This window comes from Blautia sp. Marseille-P3087 (assembly GCF_900120195.1).
In the GTDB taxonomy this organism is placed as follows: Bacteria; Bacillota; Clostridia; order Lachnospirales; family Lachnospiraceae; genus Blautia_A.
Genome location: NZ_LT635539.1, coordinates 984662 through 1010230, shown reverse-complemented (window position 1 = coordinate 1010230; position 25569 = coordinate 984662). Strand labels below are relative to the sequence as shown.

The window sequence follows — 25569 nt, the reverse complement described above, 5'->3', positions numbered from 1 at the left end:
AAGGACAGGAAAATGAAACATAAAGAATATGCATCGGGAGTTCTGACCGGTATTTTGGTCGTAACACTTGCAGTGGGCGGAGTGAAATTCGTGCAGCAGCGGCAATACAACGGAGTCCTCTCGGATTCTTCACATGTACAGAAAATAGAATATCTGGAGAAACTGATTGACCAGGAATATCTGGGCGAGGTGGATAATGATGAGATGGCAGAGGGCGTTTATGCTGGTCTGGTCTACGGTCTTGGAGATGTCTATTCCAGATATTATACTGCTGATGAATATGCTCAGGAGACAGCTTCGACGGATGGCGCCTATGCAGGTATCGGTGTTTCCATCCAGAAAAATAAAAATGGTGGAGTGCAGATCGCAGAGTGCTATGAAGGCGGTCCCGGGGCGGATGCCGGGCTGCAGACAGGTGACGTGATCACGGCAATCAATGATACGGATGTAACGGATATGGAGCTTTCAGATGTGGTTTCCCTGATCAGAGAGAACAAAGATAAGACAATTGTTCTTACAGTGTTTCGTGAAAATGAGGAAAAATCCCGTGAAATCAGTGTGGATGTGACGGACGTGGAACTGCCATCTGTATTTGGAGAAATGCTGGATAAAAAGACCGGCTATATTCAGATCACACAGTTTACAGGAGTTACTCCGCAGCAGTACAAAGACATGTTTGTTGAATTAAAAGATAAAGGAATGGAGCGTCTTGTCATTGATCTTCGAGACAACCCTGGCGGACTCCTGACCTCAGTCTGCGATATTCTTCGAGAAATCCTTCCCGAGGGACTGATTGTGTATACGGAAGATAAAGACGGTAACCGGGAAGAAGAGACCTGTGATGGTAAAAACAAGCTGAATATGCCACTTGCTGTACTGGTGAATGAAAACAGTGCAAGTGCATCTGAGATTTTTGCAGGAGCCGTGCAGGATCATGGAGTCGGTACTATTGTCGGAACAACGACTTATGGCAAGGGTGTGGTACAGGAACTTCGCCAGTTAAGTGATGGAAGTGCAGTGAAACTGACAGTTTCCAATTACTATACACCAAATGGAAATTCCATCAATAAAGTGGGAATCAAGCCGGATGTGGAAGTTAAGCTGGCATCCGTACTTTTGAATAAAGACGAGATTACACATGAGGAAGACAATCAGCTTCAGGAAGCATTGAATGTAATAGAGAATTAATAAAATTAAAAGAAATGTAAAAAGTGCTTGCTTTTTATGCAGTTCTTTTTTAAAATATACAAAGGGATATTCTATATTTGAGAAGGGAACGATATTATGAATAAGAGCAAAAAAGCAATTACAGGACTGATGCTGATGTTGGCTTTGACAATGGCTGTTTTTATATCAGCGATTTCAGTCAGTGCGGCTTCCGGAGTAAGAAGAACTAATGTTAAGGCAACGATTGCAGGATCCAGTAATAGTGCATTGAAGATTCAGTGGAATAAGTGTTCGGGGGCAGATGGGTATGTGATTTACCGTCGCGAGTCTGTGAGAGTTGCTTATAAGAGAATTGCCACAGTGGGCAGTTCTGCGACAACATATACAGACAGTAAACTCGTAGCCGGAAAACCGTACCAGTATGCGGTAAAGGCATACAGCAGACAGAACAGCAAATATGTGTATAGTAAGTATACTGCAGCGACGGGGGCAACACGTCCATATGCGACAACTGTTAGCCCGACAGTTTTATCCAGTTCACAGGTAAAGCTTACATGGAAACCAGTTGCAAGACTGGACGGATATCGGATATATCGCAGAGCATCCGGGGGAAAGTGGACACTGGTTGCAGATGTAAATAAAAAAACCACAGTCTATATTGATAAAAAAGTAAGTGCTGGTACAAAATATATATATACTGTCAGAGCCTATAAAAGGGGCGGCAGGGAGAAATATGCGGCAGCGGTCAGACCGAGCAGGAGTGTAATAACACCTAAGGTGACAAACATCAGTCAAACCTGGTTTACCTCTTCTCAGAAGGTTGTCATGAAGAATATTCTTTATGCCGTAGAAACCGGTGGACAGGTATATGGCAACCAGGATTATGCAGACTTTACACGTGCATATACAAACAGCAGTGCTGAACATGCAATCACCATCGGTGCAGGTCAGTGGTATGCGACAGAAGCGCAGCGGCTTTTGAAACTGATTCATACGACGATGGGTGATGCCCAGTGGAAAAGATATGACAGAGATAACAAACTTTGGACAGATGTGCAGAAGGCAAACTGGTCTACATACAAAAGTACCACATATAAAAATCGTATTGTAAATATTATCAAATCTGATATCGGCAAGAAGTGTCAGGATGTATTGATGTATCGGCAGATTGCAGAAATGGAAAAAGAAATTCGGGCATTAGGTGTTACAGATGTGCAGGCAGTCGGAATGTTAATCAATATTGAACATCAGGGTGGTTACGGTGCTGTTACACGAGTGCTCAGAAAGACAAGAAAACCATATAATCTGAAAAATATCTACAATGCACTTGCTTCTGATACCGGAAACCAGGTAGGTACCTACAAGACAAGACAGGCAAAGGTATATCGGTGGTTAAATACTTATATGAAATAAAACTCAGAAGGGGGGCAGGAGACTGCCCTTCTGTAGAGTGCGGGGAGTACAGCGATGATTTTAACAGAAGAAAAAACATATACCATATCACTTGAAAAAGAGGAAAACGACAGCGAAAACGGACTGACTGGAAACACAATTGAACTGGAGTTTTCGAATAAAGAATTACTTCACGAAATTATTACTTGTGGGATGCCGGTACAGAGACTGACTGCAGCATATCCGGAAAAAAAGCGGCTGGAAATGTTATATAAGATGTTTCTGGTGGAAACAGCACTGGATACTGAGGGAGATCGATTGAAAAAGTCAAAAAAAACAGCTTATTTGGATTCTTCGGAAAAGAGTGTGATTTCTTATTATATGGGTATGTTTTTTACGAAGCTGATCAGCCACAGACTGTACGGAGATGAGTACCTTACCCATCTGAATCTGGTTCGTAAGATAGATCACAGTGAGTATAATGACTTTTTTGCAAGTGAATGGCGGCCGGAGATGGTTGGATATAATCCGGCAGAAGACTGCTGGAGTGTCTGGGAAGCAAAAGGCGGCAGTAACCGTCGTGAGCAGGCACTGAAAAAGGGGGCGCAGCAGCTTGAAGCTATCGGTACGCTCAATAGTGTGCGTCCAGACCCGGCAGTCGTGTGTATGACATATTACGATCACAGCTATTTATGTGGAATTTTAAGAGAACCTTTCGGTAAGGCGGACGGTGAGCCGGTTCAGTTTCATATTGAAGATTATTTTGAGGCATATTACCGTCCGCTCTGTGAATTGTTTTTTGACAGAGAAAGCAGTCTGAGGATGTATGATTCTTTTGCAGAGGTGACATTTACGGTTCCTTATTTTTCAGAGAATCAGGAACAGTTCGAGGAACGAAAAATTCAGATCGGAATGTCAAGAGAACTTTTACAGAAACTGATGGATTCAGATTACAAAGCAGTTGCTGAAATGAGAAAAAAAGCAGATAAAGAAAAATATCCGGAAGGTGCGTATATGGGTTCGGATGGGATTTATATCAGATGATTATAAAAAAGAGGGAAATTAATCCCTCTTTTTCCATTCTTTCCATTTGCGCATAGCTTCCGGATTTTGTTTTTCGAGACGCTTTTCCAGGCGAATGCGGTTCTGTTCCAGTCGGGCAGCAAGCTCCGGATGCTCTTCCAGTACTTTTTCGCGAATACGGAATCGACGTTTCTCGATAAGTTCTACAATATGGCGGTGCTCTTTGTGCATTTCTTTAGGAAGTTCATCGATATGTAATTCGATACGGTGGAGAATTTCATCTTCATCCAGTGCACCAAGAGTATGCCAGCTTTCGAAATGTTCTTTGATACCTTCGTCAGAAAGCCGTTCGATATCCGGCATCTGATGCAGGTGCTCGATGATTGCATGAGTTGCCTGTTCCAGTTCCTGAACAGTTTCTTCACCGAAAGCCCACGCAAACTCTTCAAGAGTATCTTCTTCCTCGGCAGGAAGATAGGAATGGCTTCGAAGCTCTGCCAGTTTTTTTTCTGATTCCGGTATCTCAAGGTTATATGGCTTATATATACCGGCATCGTTGAGTGCTGCGAGAATGGTTCTTCGCACACAGCCTTCTCTAATTAGATGACCGATACCGAGAGTTCGCATCTGATCATTGAGTGAAGAAGAATGTTCAGTAATATAAAATTGGATATCACGTTTTTTCATATTGGCGGCAATCGCCTCAAGCCGGTCAGCTGCGGTGATGTCGATGGAGTTGATAGAAGAGGCATCGACAATCACAACTTTTGTATCCTCTTTCAGGCTGCTTTCGAGATCTTCCTGAAAAATCTTTGCATTTGCAAAGAATAGATTTTCATTAAACCGGTAGATGACAACATGCTGTATCGGATAAGCATGCCGGTTTCGAACGAGGTCATAATAGGCATCTTTGCCGGGAATGATACCGCGGAAAGAACGCGATGGGGCAGTGGCCTTCAGGATTACCGCCACAAACGACAGCAGGATACCGATCAATACACCATAGATCGTTCCGAGGAAGAGTACACTGATGCAGGCTGCCATGAAAATATAAAATTCATTTCGGCTGACTTTATAAAGGCGAATCGCAAGATGCACTTCTACGACATCCATCAACGCAGAGATGACGATGGCAGTCAGAACCGGGACTGGCAGATAACCGATAAATCCGGTAAAACCAAAGAGAAGCACTGCCATGGAGATTCCTGCAATCAGGGAAACAAGCTGAGAAGTTCCGCCGTACTGTTCATTCATAGAGGTTCGGGAAATGCTTCCGTTTACCGGGCAGCATCCGACGAAAGAGGCTGAAATATTACCTGCGGCACAGGCAAGGATTTCCTGACGGTCATTCAATTTATAGCCATTTTTGAAAGCAAAATTATTTTCTGCAAGAAGTGTTTCTGCCATGATAACGACAGCAACCATCAGTCCGCGGCCAACTGTCTGGGTAAGTGCAACATCTCCGAATTTCGGGATGATGAAAGATGGAAGTCCGGGTTTAACTGCCTGCAGAAGCACTACGCCATGATCCTGCACATGAAAACAGGTGGTGGAAAGAACTCCGAGTATCATGATCACAATGGACATCGGAAGCTTCGGAAATATTTTTTTGCCAATACGGATCAGAAACAGGGCACTGATTCCCATAGCAAGGGAAAGAAAACTGATCGAGTGTGCGGCAAGAAAAATGTGATGGAGAAGTTCCGGTAATTCTCCGGAGCCGGCACCACTTCCCATAAGTTTTGGAATCTGCATGAAAATAATCGTCAGGGAAATTCCACTGATGAAACCGCCCATAACCGGAGTGGAAATGAAATCAACAATCCGGTCTGCGTGGAGACAGTAAAAAAGCAAAAGCCACAGTCCGGCGAAAAATGCGATCACAGGTACACAGGCAAGTGCATCGGGGGATTCAGCAGCAATACCAAGAGAGGCAAGTGCGCTTCCGACGATGGCGGCAGGTGCGGCATCTACACCGAAAATGAATTGTTTTGAGGTGGAAAATAAAGCAAAAAACAGGATCGGGAAAACAGATCCGTATAGTCCGTAGATCGCCGGAATGCCGGAAATCTGTGCATATCCCATAGAAATAGGAATAGATACGGCGGCAATGATGATTCCGGAGAAAATATCTCCCGGCAGATTGCGGAGGTTATAATTTTTCAGAGTGGGAAATAATTGTAAATTCATGTGAGTCCTCCTTTCTGGTGCTATTGTACCATAAACGGACAGGATTTTGTACCATGAGGGTGCAGAGGATTTTCTTGCCAAGCTGTAGCAGATTGGATATACTGTATTTGTAAATTGTAGTAGAGAAGGAGAAACATATGAGTAGTTCCACTGGAATAACAGAAAGAAAAAAGTATCTGGATGCAGCAAAAGGCTGGGGAATCCTGATGGTCGTATTTGGACATATTACAAGTCTCGGGAATCCAATTGATATCTGGTTTGGTGCATATAAACTCGCAGTATTTTATTTTGTTTCGGGTTATCTTCTGGCGATGCGGCAGAGTTTTCGCAAGATGTCGACCGGAGAATACATCAAGAAACATGCCAAAAGTCTTCTGATACCTTATTTTGGGTATAGTGCCTTTGTAATTCTTTATAATGTGATTGTACGAATGATGCGAGGCAAAGCGGCAGTTGACGTCATTAAGATGGTTGTACTTCAGGCATATACAACGGTATGTCTGCGTGGAATCAGTGCCTTATGGTTTTTGCCAACTTTGTTTCTGGCACAGGTAATATTTATTTTAGTAATTAAAAGCAGAAAAGAAGTCAAAATTCTGGCTGCAATTGGTACAGTGGTATTTGCATGGTATGCTTCTGCATATCTGTTCCCGATGTTAAAACAGACGTTGGAGGGGAATACTTATACTTTAGTAGCGTTTCCGCTCTTTGCAATCAGCAAGGGAATCGTGGGATTCGGTTTTGTCGGACTGGGATATATGTTTTATTTTGTAATGCTTCATGTAAAACAGCCACATGTAAAAGGGATTGTCGGAATCGCGGCATTTATTGCTACGTATTTTCTTGCTCAGAGAAATGGCGGTGTAGATCTGAATCTGATGGGACTGGGAAAAAGCCAGATCATGTTCTGGTTTAATGGCGTTCTGGGATCAGCCGGCACGATCCTGCTGTTTGAATATTTAGAACAATGGTGGAAGATGGAGTTCTTAAGCTTTTGTGGAAGGAATTCTCTGATTATTATGGCAACGCATGGTACGCTGGGATTTAAGGCATTGCTTATCAATGGCTGGAAAGCAACATATGGTCTGGCAGAGGTTGCCGGCCCGCGATATTATGTGGAATGTACAGGTATTCTTGCAGAACTTATCCTGCTGGAATGTGGTGTGATCTCAGTCGTAAAGAAATGTTTTCCGTGGCTTGAAGGCAAACCGTTCCGAAAAGCAGACAGATAATTTTTTATTTCAAAAAATCAAATATTGTAATCATACGTTTGATATGGCATAATAGATAAGGAATGTTAAAAAAAGGATAAACCTAAGTTAAAAGAATGTAAAAATACGAGATTTTACAGAAGGTGTCGGTCCGTAACAGAAGGACAGAGAGACAACAGAGGAGAATTTTATGGCAATTTTTTCAATGGTTTTATCGTTGCTGTCAGGTGTGGCATTATTTTTATTCGGAATGTCACTCATGGGAGACGGCCTGAAACTGGTCGCAGGCAACAAACTTGAAGCGTTTCTGTATCGAATGACAAACACTCCGCTGAAGGGCGTTGCACTGGGAACCGGTGTAACGAGTGTAATTCAGTCCTCTTCAGCAACAACCGTTATGGTTATTGGTTTCGTAAACTCCGGTATGATGAAACTGAAACAGGCAATCGGTATCATCATGGGAGCAAACATCGGAACGAGTATTACCGGCTGGATACTCTGTCTTTCCTATATTCAGGGATCCGGAGGTATCGCCAGTATTTTATCTACGGCGACTATTTCAGCAGTAGTTGCGGTGATCGGTATTATCTTACGAATGTTCAGTAAGCGTTCCGTTCACAAAAATATCGGAAACATCATGCTTGGTTTTGCAATTCTGATGACAGGTATGCAGACCATGAGTGGTGCAGTGGCACCGCTTCGTGAGAGTGAAGTATTTATCGATATGCTTACTATGTTTTCCAATCCGATCGCCGGTATTCTGGTAGGTATTGCATTTACTGCAGTCCTTCAGAGTGCATCAGCAACGGTCGGTGTACTGCAGGCACTTTCTGTAACCGGAATCCTGACCTTTGCCAGTGCATTCCCGATCGTTCTTGGTATCGGTGTTGGTGCAGCCTGTCCGGTTCTGATTTCTGCAATCGGTGCCAATAAGAATGGTAAGAGAACAGCGCTGATCTATCTGATGAATGACTTATTCGGTCTGATCATGTGGTCAGTGATCTTCTATACTGTAAATGCATTTGTACATTTCGGATTTATGGATATGATCATGACACCGGTAACGATCGCAGCACTGAATACCGTATTCCGTGTGGCGACGGTTGTAGTACTGTTCCCGTTTATTCCGAAACTCGAGAAGCTTGTTTGCTATCTGGTTAAGGACAGTGCAGAAGAGCTTGAAGATGAAGCGGATTTTGATCTTCTTGAGGAACGTCTGATCAATTATCCGGCACTTGCGATCGCACAGTGTCACCGTGCAATGAACGGAATGTCCAAGAAACTCCGTAAAAACGTTAACCGTGCGATGAATCTTCTAAATGATTATCAGCAGGATAAGTACGATAAGGTTCAGCGTAAGGAAGATCTGATCGACAAATATGAGAGCCGTCTGGGTGAGTACCTGATCCAGCTTACAAAGCGCGAGATGAATACGGCACAGACCACACAGGTTTCTCTGTATCTGCATACGATCAATGACTTTGAGCGCATCGGAGATCATGCTTCTTATATTGCGCATATGGCAAATGAAATGCATGACAACCATACAGAGTTTTCGCAGGCAGCATGGGATGAGTTAAATATTGTCATGGAAGCTGTCCGTGAGGAAATCAATGTAACCTGCAATGCCTTTATGAAAGATGATAAGGAAGCTGCACAGAGAGTTGCTCCGCTGGGAGCTGTTATTACAAATCTCTGTGATGAGCTCAAGATGCATCATGTAGAGCGTCTGAGTAAGGGTGACTGCGGCCTGGAAGAGGGAACGGTATTTAATGATATCCTCAACAGTTTCGGACGTATCGCAGCGCACAGTGCAAGTGCGATGACAGCACTTCTCAAGAGCGGCGAGACAGATGCGGATCCGCATATTCATGACTCCAAGATCTATCCGACAGACAGCTGGGAGTATTACACATACTTCAATGAATACAGACAGAAATATGATGTCATAAACAATGAAGATCATGTACTGAGCATGGAGCCGGAAGAAGTAGAATAAAACTAAAATAAAGAGAAAGTCATCAAATACAGAGCAGATGAAACGTCTGCCCTGTATTTTTTTATGTAATAGGAAATTACTCCGTAATGTTCCTATTACATAAAAATAAAACTGAAAAAATTTAGATAATAAGATTTTTTTCTGGCTATAGGAGTGGACATATGGTATGATGCTAAAGTGAATAAAAAAGAGGGTGCGTGCATTTTTATGCAAAACAAAAGAAAAGGAGAGAGGGAATGTTTGCATTATTCGAAAATTTAACAAACTGGTTGTGGGGGTTGCCGTTGCTGATCACAATTCTTGTGACCGGAATTTATCTGACGATCCGTTCAGGTTTTTTTCAGTTTCGTCATTTTGGACATATCGTAAAAAATATGTTCAGTAAAGAACGTCGTGAGGAAGGCGGAGACGATGGCAAGAGTCTGACACCGTTTCAGGCGATTTCCATTGCGATCGGTGGAACTGTTGGTGTATCCAATATGTCCGGTGTTGCAACCGCAATCGCTACAGGAGGACCGGGAGCATTGTTCTGGCTGTGGGTAGCTGCATTGCTTGCCATGGTCATCAAAATGACTGAGGTAACACTTGCTGTATATTACAGAGAAAAACAGCCAAACGGGGAATACCTCGGCGGACCGACCTATTATATGCAGAAAGGTCTGGGAGACGAAAAGAAACTTCCGTTCTGGAAAATTTTTGCCGTATTATTCGGCGGATGTATTTTTATGACATGGTTCATCACACTTCAGAATTATACAGTATCTGAGGCAGTAGGAAGTACCTTCAAACTTCCATATATCGTACCGTCACTTTTATATGTACTTGCAATTTATGTTATCATCATCGGCGGTGTAAAAAAAGTCGGTGTCATTTCTTCCTATATGACTCCGGTTATGTGTCTGCTCTATATTGTAGGTTCTCTGTTTATCCTGATCACAAATTATGAGAGACTTCCGGAAGCATTTGTACTGATCTTTAAGGGCGCTTTCACTACACAGGCTGCTGTCGGCGGATTCCTGGGAGCAGGAGTGGCAACTGCCATGCGTCTTGGTTTTGCGCGTTCTGTATACAGTAATGAAGCCGGATGGGGTACTTCTCCGATGATCCATGCTTCTGCAAAGACAGATCATCCGGTAAAACAGGGACTGATGGGTGCGTTCGAAGTATTTGCAGATACCATTGTGGTCTGCTCTATGACAGGTCTGGTTGTTATTGTTACCGGTTACTGGAATTCCGGACTTCAGGGTTCCGAACTGACACTGACCGCGTTTGAATCCGGTATGGGATCAGTTGCACGTGCACTGATTGCGCTCAGTATCTTCCTGTTTGGACTGACTACTTCAACAGGCTGGTTTACATACTACAGTGTTATCCTGAAACATTGGATGAAAAACAATCAGAAAGTGTTCAAAATCGCAGAAAAAGTATTTATTCTCGGAACACCATTATGGGGACTTCTGGTTACCGTACTGACACTTTACGGAAACGGAACTCCGGCACAGCTCTGGGTTATTGCCGACTTTACGACGGTATTCCCGACATTTGTAAACGTAGCAACATTATTTATCTTAAGCGGAACCTTTATCAAACTGTTAAAAGACTACAAGGCACGTTACCTTGGTATTGGAAAAGTAGACGAAGATATGGCTCTTTTCTATGAAGACAAGAAAGCAAAAGAGGAAAAATAAGCATTGGAAAAGATTTTTTTTAACGGATGTATCCGTACATTAGATGATGCAGGCAGTGTTGCTGAAGCAGTCGGTATCGAAAATGGAAAAATTGCCTTTATCGGAACAAATGAAGAAGCACAGAAAATCCCCTGTGAGGAAAAAACAGACCTGCAGGGACGCCTGCTTCTTCCGGGTTTTGTGGATACACATCTTCACATGCTGCATTATGCATTTGTCGAACGCTCGGTCAAGCTGTTTGACTGCAAAAGCGTCGAAGAAGCGCTGAAGGCAGCACATAAAAGACTGGAAGAACATGCCGGAAAGCCACTGACCTGGCTGTACTGTCGCGGCTGGAATGAAGAACATTTTGACGAACCGCGTTATCCTCTGAAAGAGGAACTGGATGCGCTGTCAAAAGAAATTCCAATCATCATGGTCCGTGTATGCGGACATGTGGCAGTCTGCAATACACCGGGGCTTGAACGCCTGAAAAAAATCCCACAATTTGCGGAGATAGCAAAAGATGTAGATTTTGAGACCGGACTTCTGAAAGAAAATGCTGTACAGTTTTATTCTTCTGTGTTGGAAGCTCCGTCCCAGGAAGAGGTGGAAAGTTACATTGTATATAGTGCGAAGAAACTGAATGAATGCGGATTCACCGGAGTGCAGTCGGATGATCTGGCATCTCTTCCGGGAAAGAACTGGAAGCGCATCATGAATGCATATAAAGCGCTGGATGCGAGAGGTGAGCTGAATGTCCGACATTATGAGCAGTGTCTGTTTGAGCGTGCAGAGGATGCGAAAGCATTTATTGAAGAAGGATACCGTACCGGTCAGCGTGGAGACCACTTTACGATCGGCCCGATGAAACTGATTCAGGATGGATCTCTGGGTGCAAGGACAGCAGCGATGAATGAACCATATGAGGATTCTCCGGGAAATACCGGAATCATTACATTCACACAGGAAGAACTGGATGATCTGTTTGCATTTTTTGACCGGCATCAGATGCAGGCAGCGGTACACTGTATCGGTGACCGTGCGATGGATATGGTAATTGAAGCGATTGCGAAATCTCCATATCGTAAGGACAATGCAAAGAACAGACACGGAATCGTTCACTGTCAGATCACAAATCCACGGATTCTGAAGGAAATGAAAGAACATGACATTCTGGCATATATTCAGCCGGTATTTGTAGACCTTGATATGAATACAGTAGAATCGGCGATCGGCGCACATCGTATGGAAGGAATCTATGCGTGGAAAAGTATGCTGGATCTGGGCATTCATGCATCCGGCGGTTCCGATGCACCGGTCGACAGTTTTGATGCAATGGAAAATATCTATTTTGCCGTAACCAGAAAGAATATTTATGGTGAGCCTGAAGAAGGCTGGATTCCTTCGGAACGCTTAAGCGTAGATGAAGCGGTGAAACTTTTTACAAAAGATGCTGCATATGCGTCTTATACTGAAGACGAAAACGGAACGATCGAAATTGGCAAAAATGCAGACTTTGTGATTCTTGAAAAAGATATCTACAAGATTGATCCAAATGAGATCAAGACTACAAAAGTGGACATGACCATACTTGGTGGCAGGACCGTGTATGAGAGAAAAATGTGATATAAATAAAATAAGCAGATAATAAGGAGATTGTCAGCTCTTTCGGGCGCAGTCTCCTTTTTTATTTTGATTTAAAGTAGTGTGCTGAGATAGATATGAATGTCAAAATATGGTATACTGAGACAAAAGCTCTCTTATAACAGACAGATATGAAAAGACTGTATGCGAAAGCAAAATTTGAAAGTGAGAACAATATATGTATGAGATCATGAATGCAGATGAGGCAATCCGTCTGATCCGGGATGGAGACTGTATCTGTGTCAATTCATTTGTAGGAATCGAAAACCCGATGGAACTTCATGAGGCATTGTATCGGAGATACCAGAAAATGCAGTCACCGACGCATCTGACGATCGTATCGAGTGCCGGCTTCGGAGTCTGGGATGAGGAACATAATGCAGAAGGATATATTCGCGAGGGCGCGGTAGACAAGCTGATCTGCGGTCATTTCGGGGCTATGATGAGCACGAAGAAACTGGTGCTTGAAGACCGGTTTGAAGCTTATAATCTGCCGCTGGGATGTATCTCTCACGCGATACGTGCACAGGCGGGAGGCCTTCCGGGAGCACTGTCAAAGGTTGGACTGGATATTTTTGTTGACCCGCGAAGAGAAGGACCGGGAATCAACCGTATTTCGATTGATGATTCTCTGGTCAAATATGTGGTAGTGGATGGAGAGGAGTTTCTTTATTATAAACTTCCGAAGATTACGATTGCACTCATAAAAGGTACAGCGGCTGATCGGAAGGGAAATATTACCTTTGATGATATGTACATGTCCGGAGATGCATTATCTATCTGTCAGGCAGTCAAGGCGAATCGTGGAAAAGTGATTGTACAGGTGGACCGGCTGGTAGATGCACCGTCCCGTCCGCGTAATGCTATCATTCCGGGATGCCTGGTCGATGCAATCGTTGTGGCAGAGCCGGAAGAGCGAAATGAAGCATACACGGCCCTGACCGGAAGTTTTGAGATCCCGTATAAAGAATGGCATACATGGAATGAAAAAATTCATGAGCTTTCTCAGAAACAACGCAAAAATAACATTCCTGCGAACATTATCGGAAAAAGGGCAGCCAGGGAACTGCGTGTGGATGATATTGTAAACATTGGAATCGGGATTCCGGAGACGGTTTCCAGATATGCACGAAAGAGTGGAATGCTGGATATGATCACGCTGACCGTAGAATCCGGTGGAATCGGCGGTTTTCCTGTTTCGGGAGAGGCATTCGGAGCGATGATCGGAGCCGCTTCTGTTTATGATATGGCAAACCAGTTTGATCTGTATGATAACGGTGGTCTGGATGTTTGTTTTATGGGAGCTCTGGAAGTTGACTGCCATGGAAATATCAATGCACACCGTGGCACGGGAGCATTTGCTGGTATCGGCGGTTTTGCAAATATTACCGCCAAAACGCCGACTGTGGTTTTCTGCATGACATTTAATGCAAAAGGGCTGGAAGTTACCCAGGAAAAAGGCGTTGTGACGATCCGCAAAGAAGGAGAAATTTCCAAATTCGTAGAGAAGGTATCAAGTGTCAGCTTTTCGGCAAAACGTGCGATCGAGAATGGACAGAAAGTCCTTTATGTAACAGAACGCTGTGTTTTCCGCCTGACCCCGAAAGGGTTAAAACTGATTGAAGTATATCCGGGAGTGGATATGCAGAAAGATATATTGGACAGGCTGCCATTTGAAGTGGAAGTCTGACAGGTAAGTTTTTAATAAATGAAATTTGTTTAAAACAGGAGAATACTATGGATCATTTTGAATTACACTCTGAATACCAGCCCACTGGCGACCAGCCCCAGGCCATTGAAAAGCTGGTCAAAGGATTCAAGGAAGGCAATCAGTTCGAGACCTTACTGGGTGTTACCGGATCAGGTAAGACCTTCACAATGGCGAATGTTATCGCCCGGTTAAATAAGCCAACTTTGGTACTTGCGCATAATAAAACACTGGCAGCACAGCTTTACGGTGAGATGAAGGAATTTTTTCCTGAGAACGCAGTCGAATATTTTGTCTCCTACTATGATTATTACCAGCCGGAGGCGTATGTGCCGTCTACGGACACTTATATTGCAAAAGATGCCTCCACAAATGATGAAATCGATAAGTTACGATTATCTGCAACGGCGGCTCTCTGTGAGCGCAGGGATGTAATTGTTGTATCCTCTGTTTCATGTATTTATGGTCTGGGTGCACCGGAAGAATTTTTTGATATGATGATCTCACTTCGTCCGGGAATGGAGAAAGACAGAGATGATGTGATCAAAGAACTGATCGACATTCAGTACAACCGTAATGAAATGGATTTTCACCGAGGTACGTTCCGGGTGCGTGGTGATGTATTGGAAATTTTTCCTGCCAACTATTCTGACCGTGTGATTCGTGTAGAGTTTTTTGGGGACGAGATCGATCGTATTACAGAAGTGGATGTCCTGACAGGCGAGATCCGCAGTGAACTGAAACATGCCGCGATTTTCCCGGCATCCCATTATGTTGTGCCACAGAGCCAGATCCAGAGAGCAGCAGATGCCATCCTCGAAGAAATGAAAGAACAGGTTGCCTATTTTAAAGGTGAGGATAAGCTGATTGAGGCACAGCGTATTGCCGAGAGAACGAATTTCGATGTAGAAATGATGAAAGAAACAGGCTTCTGTTCCGGTATAGAGAATTACTCACGACATCTTACAGGACTGGCACCGGGGCAGCCGCCATATACATTGATGGACTATTTTAAAGATGACTTTCTTCTTATTATAGATGAGTCTCACAAAACCGTCTCACAGGTTGGCGGCATGTATGCCGGTGACCAGAGCCGTAAACAGACACTGGTGGATTATGGTTTCCGTCTGCCGTCTGCGAAGGACAACCGTCCGTTGAGTTTTGAGGAATTCGAAAACAAACTGGATCAGGTTATGTTTGTTTCTGCGACACCGGGACAGTATGAGGCGGATCATGAGCTTCTTCGTGCAGAGCAGATTATCCGTCCGACCGGACTTCTGGATCCGAAGGTTGAGGTGCGTCCGGTGGAAGGGCAGATCGATGACCTGATCGGAGAAGTCAATAAAGAAGTAGAAAAGGGCAATAAGATTCTGATCACGACACTGACAAAACGTATGGCGGAAGATCTGACGGATTATATGAAAGATGTCGGCATTCGTGTACGTTATCTCCACTCAGATATTGATACCCTTGAGCGAGCGGAGATCATCAGGGATATGCGCCTGGACGTTTTTGATGTACTGGTTGGAATCAACCTTTTGCGAGAAGGTCTGGACATTCCGGAAATCACGCTGGTAGCCATCCTGGATGCGGATAAAGAAGGATTTCTGCGTTCAGAGGTTTCACTTATTCAGACGATCGGACGTGCAGCACGTAACAGCGAAGGTCATGTCATTATGTATGCTGATGTGATGACGGATTCCATGCGAAAGGCAATTCAGGAGACTGAGCGAAGAAGAAGTATTCAGGAGGCATACAATAAAGAACATGGAATTACACCGACCACGATCAAAAAAGCGGTGCGCGATCTGATTACTGTTTCCAGGGCTGTTGCTGAGACAGAAGATAAACTGAAGAAAGATCCGGAATCCATGACAAGGAAAGAACTGACAAAACTGATTGGACAGGTGGAAAAGCAGATGCGCGCGGCGGCCGCAGATCTGAACTTCGAACAGGCGGCAGAGCTGCGTGACAAGATGATCGAGCTTAAGAAAAATCTGGACGAGATGGATTCCTGAGATATGGAGAGAAAATGTCAAAGTGCATAAGAGTAGCTTGTGATTAATTTTCACTTTACGCTTGTACAGTGATGGTGAGCGTGCTAAAATGGAACGAGCACGACACGAAAGAAGGATAGAAATATGCAGTTTTCCAAAAGATTAGACAGATTTGGAGAGGAAATTTTTGCAGCCCTGAATAATCGACGTATGGAGCTGGAACAGCAGGGAATGAAAATTTATAATATGAGTGTGGGAACACCGGATTTTAAGACACCGGAGCACATCAAAAAAGCACTTGCAGAAGCAGCAATGGATGACAATAACTGGAAATACAGTCTTCGTGATCTTCCGGAACTGCTCGAGGCAGTCTGTACTTATTATAAGAAACGATTTGATGTGGAGCTGACACCGGATATGGTAATGACTGTTTACGGAAGTCAGGAAGGTATGGGACATCTGGGGATGGCGCTTTGTGATGAAGGCGATGTGGTACTGCTTCCGGATCCATGTTATCCGGTATTTGCCGCAGGAAGCCTGATGGCAGGCGCGAAGCCGTACTATTATCCATTGGTGGCTGAGCATGATTTTCTTCCATATGTAAAGGATATCCCGGAAGAGGTGGCAAAGAAAGCCAGATACATGGTTGTTTCCCTGCCGTCCAATCCGGTTGGAAGCATTGCAACACCGGGGCTGTACGAAGAAATTGTAGAGTTTGCGCGTAAGTATGATATTCTTATCATTCATGATAACGCATACAGTGATATTATCTTTGACGGAGCGCATGGCGGAAGCTTCCTTTCTACAGAAGGAGCGCGGGAAGTTGGTGTAGAATTCTTCAGCCTTTCAAAATCCTTTAATGTAACCGGCGCGAGAATCAGTTTTCTGGTAGGTCGTCCGGATGTGATTGCAGCACTTCGTAAATTAAGAAGTCAGATTGATTTTGGTATGTTTCTTCCGATTCAGAAAGCAGCGATTGCGGCACTGAACGGTCCGCTGGAAAGTGTACAGGAGCAGTGCGATATGTATCAGGAAAGACGTGATGCACTTTGCAATGGTCTTCGTGAAATCGGCTGGGATCTTCCGAATGGAAAGGGAACCATGTTTGTCTGGGCGAGAATCCCTGGTGGACGTACTGATAGTATGGCATTCTGTATGGAACTGATGGAAAAAGCTGGTGTTATCGTAACTCCTGGTGCAAGTTTCGGACCACATGGAGAAGGATATGTGCGTTTTGCGCTTGTACTGCCGCCGGATAAGATCCGCGAGGTGGTAGAGGCAATCCGCAGAAGCGGAATCTGAGAAAGCAGCACATATCTGCAGAAAGATTTATTTACAATAAATTAAGAACAGAATCTTACATAATCGCAGTACATCTGACACAAAGTAACAAAGTGGAAAAGCAGATTTTCCCGATTTGTGTCTGTACTGTGATTTTTTTTGATTTTTAAAAAAATTAATAATTATCTGTTGACAAACAATAATGACAGTGCTATCTTAACAGTATAGATGTTAGCACTCCTCATTATTGAGTGCTAACAAATGAAACGGAAAGGAACTGAGAGCATGGATGAACAATTGACGGATCGTAAGAAACGGATCCTGAAAGCGATTATCAAGACATACATGGCGACAGGCGAGCCGGTTGGTTCGAGGACGATCTCGAAGGATGCAGATCTGAATGTCAGCTCAGCAACGATCCGAAATGAGATGTCTGATTTGACAGATATGGGCTACATCGTACAGCCACATACGTCGGCAGGAAGAATTCCTTCTGACAAGGGCTATCGTCTTTATGTGGATGAGCTGATGAAGGAAAAGGAAGACGAGATCGAAGAGATCCGTAATCTGATGATTGAGAAGACAGACAAGATGGAAAAGGTGCTTAAGAATGTAGCACGAGTTCTTGCTTCTAATACAAATTACGCGACGATGGTTTCGGTTCCCCAGTACAGCGGAAATAAACTGAAATTCATTCAGTTATCCCGTGTTAATGAAATGCAGCTTGTAGCAGTGGTTGTATGCGAGGGAAACGTCATCCGCAACCAGATCATTGATCTGGATGAAGAGATGGATGATGAGACACTCCTGAAGCTGAATCTGCTTCTTAATACCAATCTGAATGGACTGCCGATTCAGGATATCAATCTTGGCATGATTGCCAGACTGAAAGAACAGGCAGGCATCCACAGCGGACTGGTTGCAAGAGTGCTGGACGCAGTTGCAGCTACGATTCATGTTGATGAAGATGATCTGGAAATCTATACGTCAGGTGCGACGAACTTCTTTAAATATCCGGAACTGTCTGACAAGACTAAGGCAACCGAACTGATTTCTACTTTCGAAGAAAAGCAGCAGCTGGTTGATCTGGTCAAAGAACGGATGGCGGATGATAATACCGGAGTTCAGGTGTACATCGGAGATGAACTTCCGATTTCGACCATGAAAGACTGCAGTGTTGTTACTGCTACTTATGAACTGGGCGAAGGCATGCATGGAACAATCGGTATCGTAGGACCGAAGCGAATGGATTATGAAAATGTAGTAAATAGTCTGAAGACCCTCAAGGTCGAACTCGATGAGGTATTCAAAAAAAATAAAAGTAACCAAGACAGTTAACTGTCAAAATGGAAAGGCGGTAGAAGAAACGTGTCAGAAACAACAAAAACAACTGGTGTGCAGGACGAAGCAGAGAAAGAAGTTCCGGAGACTGAAGAACCTGTAACAGAACCAGTCGAAGAATCGCCGGAGGCAACCGCAGGAGAGAATCCGAAAGGAGAAAAAGAAGCGGAAGCCACAGACGAGAAAGAAGCAAAAGGAAAGACATCTTTCTTTGGCAAAAAGAAAAAAGATAATAAATTGGAACAGCAGATCGAAGATCTGACAGACCGTTTAAAACGAAATATGGCTGAGTTTGATAACTTCCGTAAACGCACGGAAAAAGAAAAATCCAGCATGTATATCATCGGAGCGAAGGATATCATTGAGAAAATCCTTCCGGTGGTAGATAACTTTGAAAGAGGTCTTGCACAGGCAACGGAAGGTGATCCGTTTGCTGAGGGCATGGAAAAAATCTACAAACAGCTCACCACCACACTGGAGAGTCTGGGAGTAGAGCCGATCGAAGCTGTTGATAAAGAATTCAATCCGGATCTTCACAATGCAGTAATGCATGTAGAAGACGAATCCGTTGGAGACAACATTGTTGTGGAAGAACTTCAGAAAGGATACACCTATAAAGGATTTGTAGTCCGCCACAGCATGGTTAAGGTTGCAAACTAATTTTTAAATTTCAGATATTAAACAGGAGGAATATTATCATGGGAAAAATTATTGGTATTGACTTAGGTACAACAAACAGTTGTGTAGCTGTAATGGAAGGTGGACAGCCAACCGTTATCGCAAATACAGAAGGAGCTAGAACTACACCATCTGTAGTCGCTTTCACAAAGACAGGTGAGCGTCTTGTAGGTGAACCTGCAAAACGTCAGGCCGTAACAAATGCAGACAGAACAATCTCTTCCATCAAAAGAGAGATGGGTACAGATTATCGTGTAACAATCGATGAGAAGAAATATTCTCCTCAGGAAATCTCCGCTATGATCCTTCAGAAACTGAAAAAAGATGCAGAAGGATATCTTGGAGAAACTGTTTCAGAAGCAGTTATTACAGTTCCGGCATACTTCAACGATGCTCAGCGTCAGGCAACCAAAGATGCAGGTAAGATCGCTGGTCTTGATGTAAAACGTATCATCAACGAGCCTACAGCAGCAGCTCTTGCATACGGACTTGACAATGAGAAAGAACAGAAGATCATGGTTTACGACTTAGGTGGTGGTACATTCGATGTATCTATTATCGAAATCGGTGATGGTGTTATCGAAGTTCTTTCCACAGCAGGTAACAACCGTCTTGGTGGTGATGACTTTGACCAGAAAGTTACAGACTGGATGATCGAAGAATTCAAGAAAGCAGAAGGCGTAGACTTAAGCAATGATAAGATGGCTCTTCAGAGACTGAAAGAAGCAGCAGAGAAAGCTAAAAAAGAACTTTCTTCCGCAACAACAACAAACATCAACCTTCCGTTCATCACTGCAACAGCAGAAGGACCGAAGCATTTCGATATGAACCTTACAAGAGCTAAATTTGATGAGCTGACACATGACCTCGTAGAAAAGACAGCAGAGCCGGTTCGCCGTGCACTGTCTGACGCAGGAATCACAGCTTCCGAACTTGGTCAGGTACTTCTGGTCGGTGGATCTACACGTATCCCGGCTGTACAGGACAAAGTAAAACAGCTTACAGGTAAAGAGCCAAGCAAATCCCTGAACCCGGATGAGTGTGTAGCACTTGGTGCTTCTGTACAGGGTGGTAAACTTGCAGGTGATGCAGGTGCCGGTGATATCCTTCTTCTGGATGTTACTCCGCTGTCACTGTCTATCGAGACAATGGGTGGTATCGCAACTCGTCTGATCGAGAGAAATACAACAATCCCGACCAAGAAGAGCCAGATCTTCTCCACAGCAGCAGATAACCAGACAGCTGTAGATATCAATGTAGTACAGGGTGAGCGTCAGTTCGCGAAAGACAACAAATCCCTTGGTCAGTTCCGTCTGGACGGAATTCCGCCGGCACGTCGTGGCGTTCCGCAGATCGAAGTTACATTTGATATTGATGCCAACGGTATTGTAAACGTATCTGCTAAGGATCTTGGTACAGGAAAAGAACAGCACATCACAATCACAGCCGGTTCCAACATGTCTGATTCTGAAATTGACAAAGCAGTCAAAGAAGCTGCTGAATTCGAAGCTCAGGATAAGAAACGTAAAGAGGGAATCGATACAAGAAACAATGCAGATTCCATGGTATTCCAGGTTGAGAATGCACTGAAAGAAGCCGGAGACAAGATCGATGCCAACGACAAAGCAGCAGTTGAGACAGACCTGAATGCACTGAAAGATCTTCTTGCTCAGACAGCAAATACAGAAATGACAGATGCTCAGATTGCAGATATCAAAGCAGCTCAGGAAAAAATGATGGAAAGTGCTCAGAAACTTTTCGCAAAAATGTATGAGCAGACACAGCAGGCCGGCGGTCAGGCAGGTCCGAACCCGGGAGCAGGCGCAGGTGCAGCTCAGGGCGGAAATGAAGCTGGCTATGGCGATGATGTTGTAGACGCTGATTATAAAGAAGTATAATATATATAAATCATATAAATAAAATCTAAAACCTCAGATGCCATTCATGCTTGCATGGATGGCATTGGGGGATTATAATAATGTTTTGGTGTGGCGGATAGCTGCATAAGAGCAACAATGCAAATATAAAATATAGGAAAGAGAAAAGATGGCTGATAAAAGAGATTACTACGAGGTCCTGGGTGTCAGCAAGACAGCCAGTGATTCAGAATTAAAAAGTGCATATCGAAAATTAGCCAAGAAATATCATCCGGACGTAAATCCGGGAGACAAAGAAGCGGAAGCGAAGTTCAAAGAAGCAACAGAAGCATACAGCGTACTGAGTGATGCAGAAAAGAGAAGACAGTATGACCAGTTTGGGCATGCTGCCTTTGAACAGGGCGGTGGCGGAGCCGGCGGATTCGGCGGCTTTGACTTCAACGGTGCAGACATGGGTGATATTTTCGGTGACATTTTTGGAGATCTGTTTGGAGGCGGCGGAAGACGCCGTGCCAACAACGGACCGATGAAGGGTGCCAACTTACGTGCCCGTGTAAATATTACCTTTGAAGAAGCTGTGTTTGGATGTGACAAAGAACTCGAAATCGTTCTGAAAGATGAATGTACGACCTGTCACGGAACCGGTGCAAAACCGGGAACACAGCCAACTACCTGTCCGAAATGTCATGGAGAAGGTCAGATTGTCTATACACAGCAGTCTATGTTTGGTATGGTTCGAAATGTACAGACCTGTCCGGATTGTAACGGAAGCGGTAAGATCATTAAAGAAAAATGTACTTCCTGTCGTGGAACAGGTTACACATCTTCAAGAAAGAAGATACAGGTTTCCATTCCGGCAGGTATTGACAATGGACAGAGCATCCGTATCCGTGACAAAGGTGAGCCGGGAACGAACGGTGGCCCAAGAGGTGACCTGCTTGTAGAAGTAAATGTTGCGAATCATCCGATCTTCCAGAGACAGGACATGAACATCTTTTCAACAGCACCGCTGACCTATGCACAGGCTGCATTGGGTGGTGAGATTCACATCAACACTGTGGACGGAGATGTTGTATACGAAGTGAAGCCGGGAACCCAGACAGATACCCGTATCCGTCTGAAAGGCAAGGGCGTTCCTTCTCTCAGAAACAAAAACATCCGTGGTGACCATTATGTAACACTAGTCGTTCAGGTTCCGACTAAACTGAATGAAGAAGCGAAAGAAGCTCTTCGTAAGTTTGATGAGGCCTGTGGTAACAAGCCTGGTTCTGAGGCAAAAGGCGGATCTGAGAAATCAGAAAAGAAGAAAAAGAGTTTTATGGATAAACTCAAAGAGACTTTTGAGGACTAAATTCGCTAAAACAAAAGAAACTTTTCAGGAAAAGAGGGAAACCTCTTTTCTTTTTTTGCACTATCATGTATTATAAAAAATAAGGCAAAATTGCAGACACAGTTTGCAGATATCGTAAAGTGGTCGCACAGAACAAGACAGGAGATTACAATATATGAAATGGAACCGTTTTACCATTAAGACAAAAACAGAAGCAGAAGACATGATCATTTGCACACTTGCAGAAATCGGTGTGGAAGGTGTGGAGATTCAGGATCACCAGCCACTGACCGAGGAAGATAAAGCACAGATGTTTGTTGACATCATGCCGGAAGGACCGGCGGATGACGGCATTGCTTATCTGAATTTTTATCTTGAAGAAGATGCAGATAAAGAAAACATTCTTCGTGATGTCAGAAATGCACTGGAAGAACTTCGTACCTTTATGGATATCGGTGAGGCGACGATTGAAGAATCCCAGACTGAGGACAAAGACTGGATCAACAACTGGAAAGAGTTTTTCCATCAGTTCTATGTGGACGATATTCTGATCGTTCCATCCTGGGAAGAGGTAAAAGAAGAAGACAAGGACAAGATGATTCTTCATATCGATCCGGGGACTGCATTCGGAACCGGTATGCATGAGACAACACAGCTTGTTATCCGTCAGTTAAAGAAATACGTAAAACCGGGCATCGAACTTCTCGATGTCGGAACCGGAAGCGGAATCTTAGGAATTACAGCACTCAAACTAGGCGCCGGTCATGTGGTAGGAACTGACCTGGATCCATGTGCTGTTCCGGCAGTACAGGATAATAAAGAAGCCAATGAAATCGTAGATGAAACATTCGATATGATGATCGGAAACATCATCGATGACAAAGAAGTGCAGGATCAGGTGGACTATGAGAAATATGACATCGTAGCTGCAAATATTCTTGCGGATGTGCTAGTACCGCTGACACCAGTGATTGTTCATCAGATGAAAAAAGGCGCTTATTACATCACCTCCGGTATTCTTGATGTCAAAGAAGAAGTAGTCAGAGAAGCTGTTGCAAAAGCAGGTCTGACACTTGTGGAAGTGACCAGACAGGGTGAATGGGTCTGCGTGACTGCAAGAAAGGACTGAGACGATGCAGAGGTTTTTTGTAGAGCCACATCAGATTGATGAGGGAGCACATCAGATTCACATCCTCGGAAGTGATGTCAATCATATTTCAAATGTCCTGCGCATGAAACAGGGCGAGGAACTCTGGATCAGCGACGGAGGTAAAAAGGAATACCGATGTACCATCGAGGAATTCAGCCCGGACGAAGTCCTTCTTCACATTATTTATGCACAGCAACCGGATTATGAGCTTCAGAGCCGTATCTATCTGTTTCAGGGACTTCCGAAGGCAGATAAAATGGAACTGATCATACAGAAGGCAGTTGAGCTCGGTGCATACGAAGTGATTCCGGTAGAGACAAAGCGTTGTGTCGTGAAACTGGACGGCAAAAAAGCAGCAAAAAAGGTTGAGCGCTGGAAACAAATCGCAGAAAGTGCTGCAAAGCAGTCAAAACGTATGCTGATCCCGAATGTACATGAAGTACTGACATTTAAAGAAGCGTTAAAATATGCAGAATCCATGGATGTCCGCCTGATTCCGTATGAACTTGCAAAAGGAATGCAGGAGACAAAGGAGATTCTTGCCGATATCCAGCCGGGACAGTCTATCGGAATTTTTATCGGACCGGAAGGCGGATTTGAAGAAAAAGAAGTAGAAACAGCAATCAGCGAAGGTGCGAAACCGATTACTCTGGGTAAACGTATCCTTCGTACAGAGACAGCCGGACTTGCCATTTTGTCAGTCCTGATGTTTCAGCTTGAGCAATAGATAAAAGAGGAGTGTTATGGAAGTTTATTTTGATAATTCTGCAACGACCAGATGCTATGATTCTGTAAAAGATATCGTAGTGAAGACGATGACAGAGGATTTCGGAAATCCGTCTGCCATGCATTTAAAAGGTGTAGATGCAGAAAAATACGTAAAAGAATCAGCAAAGACGATTGCAGGTATTCTGAAAGTGCAGGAAAAAGAGATTCTGTTCACATCAGGTGGTACAGAATCTGATAACCTTGCACTGATCGGTGGTGCACTGGCAAACAAGAGAAACGGAAATCACATTATTATTACATCGGTAGAACATGCAGCAGTCAGCCAGCCGGCATCTTTTTTGCAGGAACAGGGATTTGAAATCACCTATCTTCCGGTAGATCACGAAGGCAAAATAAAGATGAGTGCGCTGGAAGCAGTTCTGCGCCCGGATACGATTATGGTTTCTACCATGCTTGTAAATAACGAAGTCGGTGCCGTGATGCCGGTAGAAGAAATTGCGAAGATGGTTCACGAAAAAAGCCCGAAGGCTCTTTATCATGTAGATGCCATCCAGGGATTTGGTAAATACCGCATTTACCCGAAAAAGATGGGCATCGATCTTCTTGCAGTCAGCGGACACAAGATCCACGGACCAAAGGGTATCGGATTTTTGTATATCAATGAAAAAGTAAAGATCATTCCGCAGATCCTTGGTGGCGGACAGCAGAGCGGAATGCGCTCCGGTACAGACAATGTGCCTGGAATCGCAGGACTCGGTGTGGCAGCTGCGCAGATTTATGAAAATCTCGACGAAAATGTAGAGCATATGTACCAGCTGAAAGAGCATATTGCAGAGGGCTTATCTGAGATTGAGGATATCCGTATCAATGGTATGCCGCTTCGCGAAGGTGCGCCACAGATTTTGAGCATCAGCGTTATGGGTGTGCGCAGCGAAGTCCTGCTTCATGCACTTGAAGATAAAGGAATCTACATTTCTGCCGGAAGTGCATGCTCCAGTCACAAGAGAAAACCGAGCGCGACGCTTTCTGCAATGGGAATGTCGAAAGACCAGATAGAAAGTACAGTACGTTTAAGTTTCTGTGAAGAAAACACGATGGAAGAAGCTGATTATTTCTTACAGACTATGAAAGAGCTTGTTCCGATGCTCCGCAGATACTCAAGAAAATAAACAACCAGTGTCG

18 protein-coding genes are annotated in these 25569 nt (G+C 44.0%); 17 read left to right on the top strand and 1 reads right to left on the bottom strand.

Features of this window, described 5'->3' with window-relative positions:
• Nucleotides 1-12 precede the first annotated feature (12 nt).
• The 3 genes from BQ7344_RS04780 (at nucleotide 13) to BQ7344_RS04770 (ending at nucleotide 3603) form a co-directional block, all read left to right on the top strand.
• On the top strand, nucleotides 13-1188 hold the full coding sequence (locus tag BQ7344_RS04780) for a S41 family peptidase (RefSeq protein WP_072521644.1): 1176 nt from the start codon (nucleotides 13-15) through the stop codon (nucleotides 1186-1188).
• 96 nt (nucleotides 1189-1284) lie between these two features.
• The gene (locus tag BQ7344_RS04775; RefSeq protein ID WP_072521643.1) at nucleotides 1285-2580 is read left to right on the top strand and encodes a fibronectin type III domain-containing protein; all 1296 of its coding nucleotides are present in this window, start codon (nucleotides 1285-1287) and stop codon (nucleotides 2578-2580) included.
• Between the two features lie 54 nt (nucleotides 2581-2634).
• Nucleotides 2635-3603, top strand: coding sequence for a hypothetical protein (locus BQ7344_RS04770; protein WP_072521642.1), 969 nt, complete (start codon nucleotides 2635-2637; stop codon nucleotides 3601-3603).
• Between the two features lie 18 nt (nucleotides 3604-3621).
• Here BQ7344_RS04770 and BQ7344_RS04765 read toward each other — a convergent pair whose 3' ends face one another.
• Nucleotides 3622-5772 (bottom strand): SulP family inorganic anion transporter, encoded by a 2151-nt coding sequence (locus tag BQ7344_RS04765; RefSeq protein WP_072521641.1) that lies wholly within the window; start codon nucleotides 5770-5772, stop codon nucleotides 3622-3624.
• A 137-nt stretch (nucleotides 5773-5909) separates the two neighbouring features.
• Between BQ7344_RS04765 and BQ7344_RS04760 the strand changes: the two genes are divergently transcribed.
• The 14 genes from BQ7344_RS04760 (at nucleotide 5910) to BQ7344_RS04695 (ending at nucleotide 25556) form a co-directional block, all read left to right on the top strand.
• On the top strand, nucleotides 5910-7004 hold the full coding sequence (locus tag BQ7344_RS04760; RefSeq protein WP_072521640.1) for an acyltransferase family protein: 1095 nt from the start codon (nucleotides 5910-5912) through the stop codon (nucleotides 7002-7004).
• A 169-nt stretch (nucleotides 7005-7173) separates the two neighbouring features.
• The gene (locus BQ7344_RS04755) at nucleotides 7174-8982 is read left to right on the top strand and encodes a Na/Pi cotransporter family protein (protein WP_072521639.1); all 1809 of its coding nucleotides are present in this window, start codon (nucleotides 7174-7176) and stop codon (nucleotides 8980-8982) included.
• 236 nt (nucleotides 8983-9218) lie between these two features.
• A complete protein-coding gene (locus BQ7344_RS04750; protein WP_072521638.1) occupies nucleotides 9219-10670 on the top strand; it encodes an alanine/glycine:cation symporter family protein in 1452 nt (483 codons plus the stop codon).
• Nucleotides 10671-10673: 3 nt separating this feature from the next.
• Nucleotides 10674-12278, top strand: a complete 1605-nt coding sequence (locus BQ7344_RS04745) for an amidohydrolase (RefSeq protein ID WP_072521637.1) — start codon at nucleotides 10674-10676, stop codon at nucleotides 12276-12278.
• Between the two features lie 196 nt (nucleotides 12279-12474).
• Nucleotides 12475-13986, top strand: coding sequence for a CoA-transferase (locus tag BQ7344_RS04740; protein WP_072521636.1), 1512 nt, complete (start codon nucleotides 12475-12477; stop codon nucleotides 13984-13986).
• Between the two features lie 47 nt (nucleotides 13987-14033).
• Nucleotides 14034-16022, top strand: coding sequence for an excinuclease ABC subunit UvrB (uvrB, locus tag BQ7344_RS04735; RefSeq protein WP_072521635.1), 1989 nt, complete (start codon nucleotides 14034-14036; stop codon nucleotides 16020-16022).
• Between the two features lie 123 nt (nucleotides 16023-16145).
• Nucleotides 16146-17303 (top strand): pyridoxal phosphate-dependent aminotransferase, encoded by a 1158-nt coding sequence (locus BQ7344_RS04730; protein ID WP_072521634.1) that lies wholly within the window; start codon nucleotides 16146-16148, stop codon nucleotides 17301-17303.
• Nucleotides 17304-17567: 264 nt separating this feature from the next.
• Complete coding sequence (hrcA, locus tag BQ7344_RS04725) at nucleotides 17568-18620, top strand: heat-inducible transcriptional repressor HrcA (protein ID WP_072521633.1); 1053 nt, start codon at nucleotides 17568-17570, stop codon at nucleotides 18618-18620.
• A gap of 30 nt (nucleotides 18621-18650) precedes the next feature.
• Nucleotides 18651-19283 carry a nucleotide exchange factor GrpE gene (gene grpE, locus BQ7344_RS04720; protein ID WP_083585488.1) on the top strand — a complete coding sequence of 211 codons (633 nt, stop codon included), beginning with the start codon at nucleotides 18651-18653 and terminating at the stop codon, nucleotides 19281-19283.
• A gap of 38 nt (nucleotides 19284-19321) precedes the next feature.
• Nucleotides 19322-21199: a molecular chaperone DnaK gene (dnaK, locus tag BQ7344_RS04715; RefSeq protein ID WP_072521631.1), complete on the top strand. Its 1878-nt coding sequence runs from the start codon at nucleotides 19322-19324 to the stop codon at nucleotides 21197-21199.
• A gap of 148 nt (nucleotides 21200-21347) precedes the next feature.
• Nucleotides 21348-22529 (top strand): molecular chaperone DnaJ, encoded by a 1182-nt coding sequence (gene dnaJ / locus BQ7344_RS04710; RefSeq protein WP_072521630.1) that lies wholly within the window; start codon nucleotides 21348-21350, stop codon nucleotides 22527-22529.
• A gap of 154 nt (nucleotides 22530-22683) precedes the next feature.
• Nucleotides 22684-23637, top strand: a complete 954-nt coding sequence (gene prmA / locus BQ7344_RS04705) for a 50S ribosomal protein L11 methyltransferase (protein WP_072521629.1) — start codon at nucleotides 22684-22686, stop codon at nucleotides 23635-23637.
• A 4-nt stretch (nucleotides 23638-23641) separates the two neighbouring features.
• Nucleotides 23642-24385: a 16S rRNA (uracil(1498)-N(3))-methyltransferase gene (locus BQ7344_RS04700; protein WP_072521628.1), complete on the top strand. Its 744-nt coding sequence runs from the start codon at nucleotides 23642-23644 to the stop codon at nucleotides 24383-24385.
• Nucleotides 24386-24401: 16 nt separating this feature from the next.
• Entirely contained in the window at nucleotides 24402-25556 is a 1155-nt protein-coding gene (locus BQ7344_RS04695) for a cysteine desulfurase family protein (protein WP_072521627.1), read from the top strand.
• Nucleotides 25557-25569 lie beyond the last annotated feature (13 nt).